Origin of the sequence: Micromonospora sp. NPDC052213 (genome assembly GCF_040679695.1) — a bacterium.
Classification (GTDB): Bacteria; Actinomycetota; Actinomycetes; order Mycobacteriales; family Micromonosporaceae; genus Micromonospora.
On sequence record NZ_JBFAVI010000253.1, the window covers coordinates 1 to 6,959 of the forward strand.

Below are 6,959 nucleotides of genomic sequence, written 5' to 3' on the forward strand. Positions count from 1 at the left end.
CCGGATCGGTTCCGGCCGGGGCACACGGAGCTCGTCCGGCCGGTGTCCCACCCCGCACGGCGGTGCGGGACCGGGCCGGGACGGCGGCGGCTGACACCAGGTCACGAGGTGGGTGACCCACGCCCCAGCAGGCCAGGGTTGCCGCAGCGTGGATAGGGTGTCGCGCATGTCAGGGGCAGCTCAGCCGGCGGATCCGGGAGCCGCGCGCCCCCACCGGCTGCGCATCCAGCTGCTCGGCGGGTTCCGCGTCGAGCGGGAAGGCGGCCGGGCGGTGGCCGAGCAGTGGCGGCGTACCGGTGCCCGCACCCTGGTCAAACTGCTGGCCGTCACGCCCGGCGGGCGACTGCACCGCGACCAGGCGTTGGAGGCGCTGTGGCCGGAGATGCCGTACGAGGCGACGCTGCGGAGTCTCCGCGTGACCCTGCACGCGGCGCGGCACGCCCTGGAACCTGAACTGGCGCCACGCAGCCCGTCGGCGTACCTGCACACCGAGGGTGAGCTGATCTGCCTCGACCGGGACCTGATACTGATCGATGCCGACGAGGCCACGGCCGCTGCCGCGCACGCTCTCGCGACCGGTGACCGGGCGGCGCTCGCCTCGGCACTGACCTCGTTGAGCCCTGAGCTGCTGCCCGAGGACCGGTACGCGTTCTGGGCCGAGGAACGTCGGCGCCAGTTGGTGGCCCTGCGCGGCCGGATCGTTCCGGCCCTCGCCACCGTGTTGGCCCAGGCCGGCGAGACGGACCAGGCGGTGGAGGTGTTGCGCCTCGAACTGGAACGGACTCCGGCCGCGGAGGAGCTGCACCTGCTGTTGGCGCGGGTGTTGCTGGACGCCGGACGGCCGAGGCAGGCCGTGCGGCAGTACCACGCGGCGCGCGATGTCCTCGCAGAGGAGTTGGGTTTTCCGCCCGCGGCCGAGTTCCAGGCGCTGCTGCGAGAGGCACTCGACGCCCTGGCATCCCCCCGTACCGGGGCGGACCGGACGGTGGTGCAGCTGCCGCCGGTGATCCGCCACCCGCACGACCAGCCCCTGATCGGCCGCGCGCGTCCGCTCGCCCTGCTCGTCGGGCATGCCACCGACGCGCCCACCCTCGCCGGACGGCAGGGCGGCCCGCCGCTGGCGCTGGTGGCGGGGGAGGCGGGCATCGGCAAGACCCGCCTCGTCGCAGAGGTGGCCGGGCAGGCCGCCAGGGCGGGTACCCAGGTGCTGTGGGGCACCTGCCGCACAGCCGAGGGGCAGACCCCGTACGGGGTGTTCGTCGATGCGCTCGACAGCTATCTCGCCGCGTGCCCGGCGGTCGAGCGGGCGACGATCGCCGCCGAACATCCCGGTCTTGCTGCCGTCCTGACCACCCTCGGGGAGGCGCCCACCCGCGCGGGTAGCCCCGAGGAGGAACAGGCCCGCTTCTTCCGGTCCGTGAGCGCGCTGCTGACCGATCTCGCCGCCGCCCGGCCGCTTCTGCTCGTCCTCGACGACCTGCACGCCGCCGATCCGGCATCCCTGCGTCTGCTGCACCATCTCATCCGTACCGCCCAGTCACGGCGTTGGCGGTTCGTCGCGACCGTCCGCGGCGACGAACTACCCGCCGGCGACCCACGTCGCCTCATCCTGGACACCCTCGCGGAGCAGGGGTTGGCGGTCGAGGTCGAACTGCTCCGGCTCAGCCGGGCCGACTGTGCCCGGCTGCTCGGAATTCCGCCGCAGCGGGCTCGGCGCATCTACGAGCTGTCCCGAGGCAACCCGCTGTTCGCGCTGGAACTCGCCACCGCCGGCGAGGTGCGGGGCGTGCCCGACGGGGTGCGCAGACTGGTCAGCGGACGCCTCTCCCACCTGCCCGACGAGGCCCGCGCGGTGCTCGGTGCCCTCGCCGTCGGCGGCGGCGGCGCGATCTCCGTCGCCGAACTGGAGGCCGTCGCGGCTGCCGGGCTCCACCCGCCCCTCGGCGGCCCTGCCGTCGCCGCCGCACTCGACACGGCGGTCACGACCGGCTTCATCGTGGAACGCACGGTCACGGCACTCGGACGCCCGGTGACCGGCTACGCGTTCCGCCACCCGCTGGTCGAGCTCGCCTGCGCCGAAGGGGTCGGTGCCGCGAGCCGGCGGCAACTGCACCGCGCGTACGCCGAGACCGTGCTGGTCCAGCGCCCCGACGCGGTGGAAGCCGCGGCCTTCCATCTCAGCCGGGCCGACGACCCGCGCGCCGCGCACTGGCTGCGCCGTGCTGCCGAACGTGCCGCCAGCCTCTTCGCCAACGACAGCGCCTGCGCCTACTACGCCGACCTGGTCGCTCGCCTGGAGCCGAACGACCCGGCCGCGGCGGCCGCCGCCCGGCTCGACTGGGGTACGGTGCTGCGCCGCAGCGCCCGCTACCACGAGGCGGAGGAGGTGCTGCGGGTGGCGCTGACGTCGTACCGGCAGTCGGCAGAGCCCCGAAGCGTGGTACGCGCGGCGATCGCCCTCGCGGAGGTGCTCGGCCGGGCGCTGCGGCCGCAGGACGGGTTGGCGGAGCTGGAATCCGTGCGGCATCTCCTGGAGGACCGACCGGTCCCGGGCGACGAGGGCACCCCGCACACCGATCGGGTCGACCTCGAACTGACCGTCGGGACGATGCTGTTCGGCTCCGGGCAGTACGCCGACGCGCTCGCCGCGCTCACCCGTGCCGAGCATGCCGCCAGACAGCTCGACGAGGCGGTGACGCTGCCCCAGCTCGCCCAGACCGAGTGCGTACGCGCCGCATGCCTGCTGGTCACCGGGAACGTCGCGTCGGCGTCGGAGGCGTGTGAGCAGGCCCTGCGGCTGGCCGAGCGCTGTGACGACATCCCGCTGTTGGCTCGCGCCGTGTCCATCATGGGGGAACTGGCCCGGGAGACCGGCCGGCTGGACGTGGCCCGCGACTGCGCGCGGCGGGCGGTGGCGGCGGCGCGCCGGATGGGTGATCCGGCCGTCCTCGCCATCGACCAGAGCAACCTCGCCGCGATCGAGCTGCTCCACGGCGAACACCGACGGGCGCAGGCCCTGGCGACGTCCGCGGTACGGCTGGCCCGGTCACTCGGTCGGTCCTGGGCCCTACCGCCCGCCCTGGCCAACCTCACCGCGATTCTGCTGCGGACCGGCCGTACGGAGGAGGCGCGGGCGGCGCTGGCCGACTGCGAGCAGGCGGCTCGGAACTCCAACGACCCCCAGGTGCTGGACCGGGTCCGCGTGCTCGCCGCGGAGTTGGCCGCCGAGCCGGCTGCCGCGTCCGCCGCGGCGGTTGACTGACGTACGCCACCACGACCAACCGAACGCTCGCCGTCGTCACGGTAACTGACTTGTAACTGCCGTCTTCTACGGTTCGGCCGCCACACCGCCCCACCACCACCCGAGGTAGCCCATGCATCCGGTCCATGCCGTCGTCGACGCCGGCGGCGAGCCCTGGCCGAGGGTGCGGGACGTCCTCGAACGGCACTGCCACCGCCTTCCACCCGGATACGTGGTGGAGCTGCTCACCGAGGACCCGGCGATCCCCGGCGAACTGGGCGCATGGTGTGCGGCGGGCGGCGGCGAGCTGCTCGCCGCCGACGAGACCGCGGTGCCCGCGATGTTCCGGATACGGACCGTGGGACACCCGCGCAGCCAATGGAATCCGGAGGATCGATGAAACATCCCACCTTCTCCCGATGGGTCGCAGGGCTGGCCGGCCTGGCGATCATCGGGTGGCCGGCGCTTCCCGCGTCCGCCGAGCCCGCGCCGCCGGCCGCTGAGGCGTTCACGGCGAACAGCACGACGATCACCCTGGTCACCGGCGACCGGATCACGGTGACCACCGCCCCGGACGGCACCCGGTCCTACAGCGCGGAACCGGCACCCGACTCCGCGCCCGGCACGTTCCTCGCCCGCACCGACGTGGCAGGCGAGACCTTCTTCTACCCCAGCGACGTGATCGGACAGGTCGGCACCCGGCTCGACCCGCAGCTGTTCAACGTCACCGGACTGCTGCGCGACGGCTACGACGACGCCCACCGCGACACCCTTCCACTGATCGTCAAGCGCAACACCAAGGCGGCGGCCAAGGCGAGGGCCATAGCCGACGACCTGTTGACCGAAGGACGCGACCTGCCCTCCATCGGGGCCAGCGCGGCCGTCCTGGACAAGGACGACGCCGACGAACTCGGCGAGACGCTGGACAGCTTCAGCCGGATCTGGCTGGACGGCAAGGCCGAGGCGGATGCCCTCGACCGCAACCTGACGCAGGTCAAGGCACCCGAGGCATGGGCGGCGGGCCGTACCGGCATGGGTGTCAAGGTCGCGGTGCTGGACACCGGCGCGGACCCGAACCACCCCGACCTGACCGGCCGGATCAGCGCCTCGGCGGACTTCACCGGCAAGGGCAACTCCACCGACGGGCAGGGCCACGGCACCCATGTCGCCGCGACCGTCGCGGGTAGCGGTGCTGGCGCGACGGGCATCCGTTCCGGGGTCGCCCCGCACGCCGACCTGATCGTCGGCAAGGTCCTCGACGACAAGGGCGACGGCTACAACTCGCAGATCATCGCGGGCATGGAGTGGGCCGTCGCGCAGGGCGCCCGGATCATCAACATGTCGCTGGGCAGCGGCCCCACCGACGGCACCGACCCGGTGTCCACCGCGCTGGAGCAACTCACCGCCCAGTCCGGCGCGCTGTTCGTGGTCTCCGCCGGCAACGACGGCCCCCGCGTCGGCTCCGTCTCCGCGCCGTCGGTCGCCCCGCACGCCCTGTCCGTCGCGGCCGTCGACTTCGCCGGCGGCACCGCCGCATTCTCCAGCCGGGGACCGGCGCGGGCGCCGGGACTCGTCAAGCCGGAGATCGCCGCACCCGGCGTCAACATCGTGGCCGCCCGCGCCGCCGGCACCACCATCGGCACCGTCCAGGCCGACCCCAACTACACGGCGCTGAGCGGTACGTCGATGGCCGCCCCGCACGTCGCCGGCGTCGCGACGCTGCTCGCCGAAGAGCACCCGGGCTGGAAGGCCGACCGGCTGAAGTCGGTGCTCATGGGGACCGCGGTGGCCCCGCCGGCGTCGCAGTCGATCCACGAGGTGGGCGCCGGCCTCGTCGACGCCCGCGCCGCCCTGTCGCAGCCCCTCTTCGCCTCCGCCGGGTCCCTGGCCTTCCCCGGCGGTGAGGGCACCACCACCCGCACGCTGACCATCACCAACACCGGCACCGCGGAGACCACCGTCAACCTCGCGGGCACCCTCGCCCGCGCCGGTGCTGCCACGCCTCCGGGGCTGCTGACCGTCAGCCCGGCAGCCGTCACGCTGCCCGCCGGCGGCTCAGGCGAGGTCACGCTCACCGTCAACAGCACCGGTACGCCGACCGGCACCTACAGCGGGGCGCTGACCGCCACCCCGGCGAACGGCGGGCAGTCGCTGCGCATCCCGCTGCTGCTCGACCGCGCGCGTACCGTCAAGATCTCGGCGTTCGACCGGGACGGCAACCCGGCTCCGGCCCAGGTGACGATGCTCAACGCCGACAGCGGCACCACCGTCACCGTCTATCTTCCCGCAGCGGGCACCACCGAGGTCCGCGTGCCCGACGGCCCCTACGTGGTCGTCGGCACCATCGCCATGACGGTCAACGGCAAGCCCGCAGGCGCGATCCTGACCAAGGACAACCCCGCGAACTCCGACACGATCGTCCTCGACGCGCGGGAAACCCGCCGCTGGACCGTCACCGCGGACGGCTTCGACACCCGGCCCGAACTCGTCGCCGCCAACCTGCGACGCATGACGAAGGACGGCAAGTACTGGACCGGCCACAGCGTCCTGTTCGGCGGCGCGTACGGCCCGTTCAGCCGGGACGCGCTCTGGATCACCCCGACCAACGGCACCATGGACGGCACCGTCGGCCGTTCCGAGCACTGGCGGCTGGCGGACGCGAAGAGCGACCACATGACCGGCGACGGCGACTTCCTGTTCGACCTCACGTTCGCCGACGACGAGGTGCCGGACGACCCCACGCACCGGCTCCGCACCGAAGACATCGAGGACCTGGCCAAGGTCCGTACGACCTACAAGGGTTTCAACGAGGACCACCGCTACCAGGAGGGCACCACCGTCTACGGTCCCAACCTGATCGGGCTCAACCTCACCTCGCCGTCGTACCTGACCGTGCCCCGGGTCCGCACCGAGTACATCACCGCCCGGAACACGCAGTGGATGAAGCTCACCTGGCGGAACAAGGACCGCGTGGAGTACCGCTTCACCCAGCAGGCGCGGGCCTACCAGCCCGGCACCACCACCCGCGACACCTGGTTCGCCGCCCCGATCGGGGTCCGAGCCCAAGGAACCGTCACCGGCCCCCGGCTGCAACTGACGTTGGACGACGCGGTCGACAGCCAGGGGCGGAAGGGCATGTACGCCGACTTCAGCTACCCGTCGAAGTCCGACGCCACCACGCGGCTCTACCGGGACGGGGCGCTTGTCGCGGACCGCGGCACGATGCTCGACAAGACCTTCGACGGCAGCGGACCCGCGTCGTACGTCCTCGAGCGTTCCTTCACCTCGGGCGGCGTCTACCCCGTTGGCGGCGAGGGCAGGACCAGGTGGGCCTTCCGCACCGACGGCTCGTCCGGGCAGGCCACCCCGGTGCGGCTGCTCAACGTGGCCGTCACCGCGGATCTCGACCTGCACAACCGGGCCCGCGCCGATCGGCCGCTGAACGTCAACATCGGCGTCACCGGCGCCTCGGGCGAGCTCCGTAACCTGACGGCCTGGATGACCGCCGACGGCGGTGCCACCTGGACCGAGGTCAAGGTCCGGCCCGCCGGTCCGGGGGAGTACGGCTTCACCGCCCCGCGCACGGCACTGGTTGCCGACAGCTTCGTCGGCTTCCGGGTCACCGCCGAGGACGCCACCGGCACCTCGATCGACCAGACCCTGCTGCGGGCCATCCCGGTCGTACGCTGATGACGTCGTGCCCTGCCGCCCGCTGGGC

3 protein-coding genes are annotated in these 6,959 nt (G+C 73.1%); all 3 read left to right on the forward strand.

Annotation, left to right across the window (positions count from 1 at the left end; all coding sequences use genetic code 11):
- The first annotated feature begins 166 nt into the window (after positions 1-166).
- The 3 genes from AB0L34_RS32120 to AB0L34_RS32130 all read left to right on the forward strand — a co-directional run bounded on the left by AB0L34_RS32120 (position 167) and on the right by AB0L34_RS32130 (position 6,931).
- Positions 167-3,262, forward strand: coding sequence for an AAA family ATPase (locus AB0L34_RS32120; RefSeq protein WP_363709227.1), 3,096 nt, complete (start codon positions 167-169; stop codon positions 3,260-3,262).
- 112 nt (positions 3,263-3,374) lie between these two features.
- On the forward strand, positions 3,375-3,641 hold the full coding sequence (locus AB0L34_RS32125; protein ID WP_350709833.1) for a hypothetical protein: 267 nt from the start codon (positions 3,375-3,377) through the stop codon (positions 3,639-3,641).
- A complete protein-coding gene (locus AB0L34_RS32130; RefSeq protein ID WP_363709229.1) occupies positions 3,638-6,931 on the forward strand; it encodes a S8 family serine peptidase in 3,294 nt (1,097 codons plus the stop codon). Before AB0L34_RS32125 ends, AB0L34_RS32130 begins: the two co-directional genes overlap by 4 nt.
- Positions 6,932-6,959: the final 28 nt, after the last annotated feature.

Excerpts from the sequence above, each read along its gene's own strand:
- AB0L34_RS32120 (WP_363709227.1), top strand. The coding sequence starts at position 167 with ATGTCAGGGGCAGCTCAGCCGGCGGATCCGGGAGCCGCGCGCCCCCAC.
- AB0L34_RS32125 (WP_350709833.1), top strand. The coding sequence starts at position 3,375 with ATGCATCCGGTCCATGCCGTCGTCGACGCCGGCGGCGAGCCCTGGCCG.
- AB0L34_RS32130 (WP_363709229.1), top strand. The coding sequence starts at position 3,638 with ATGAAACATCCCACCTTCTCCCGATGGGTCGCAGGGCTGGCCGGCCTG.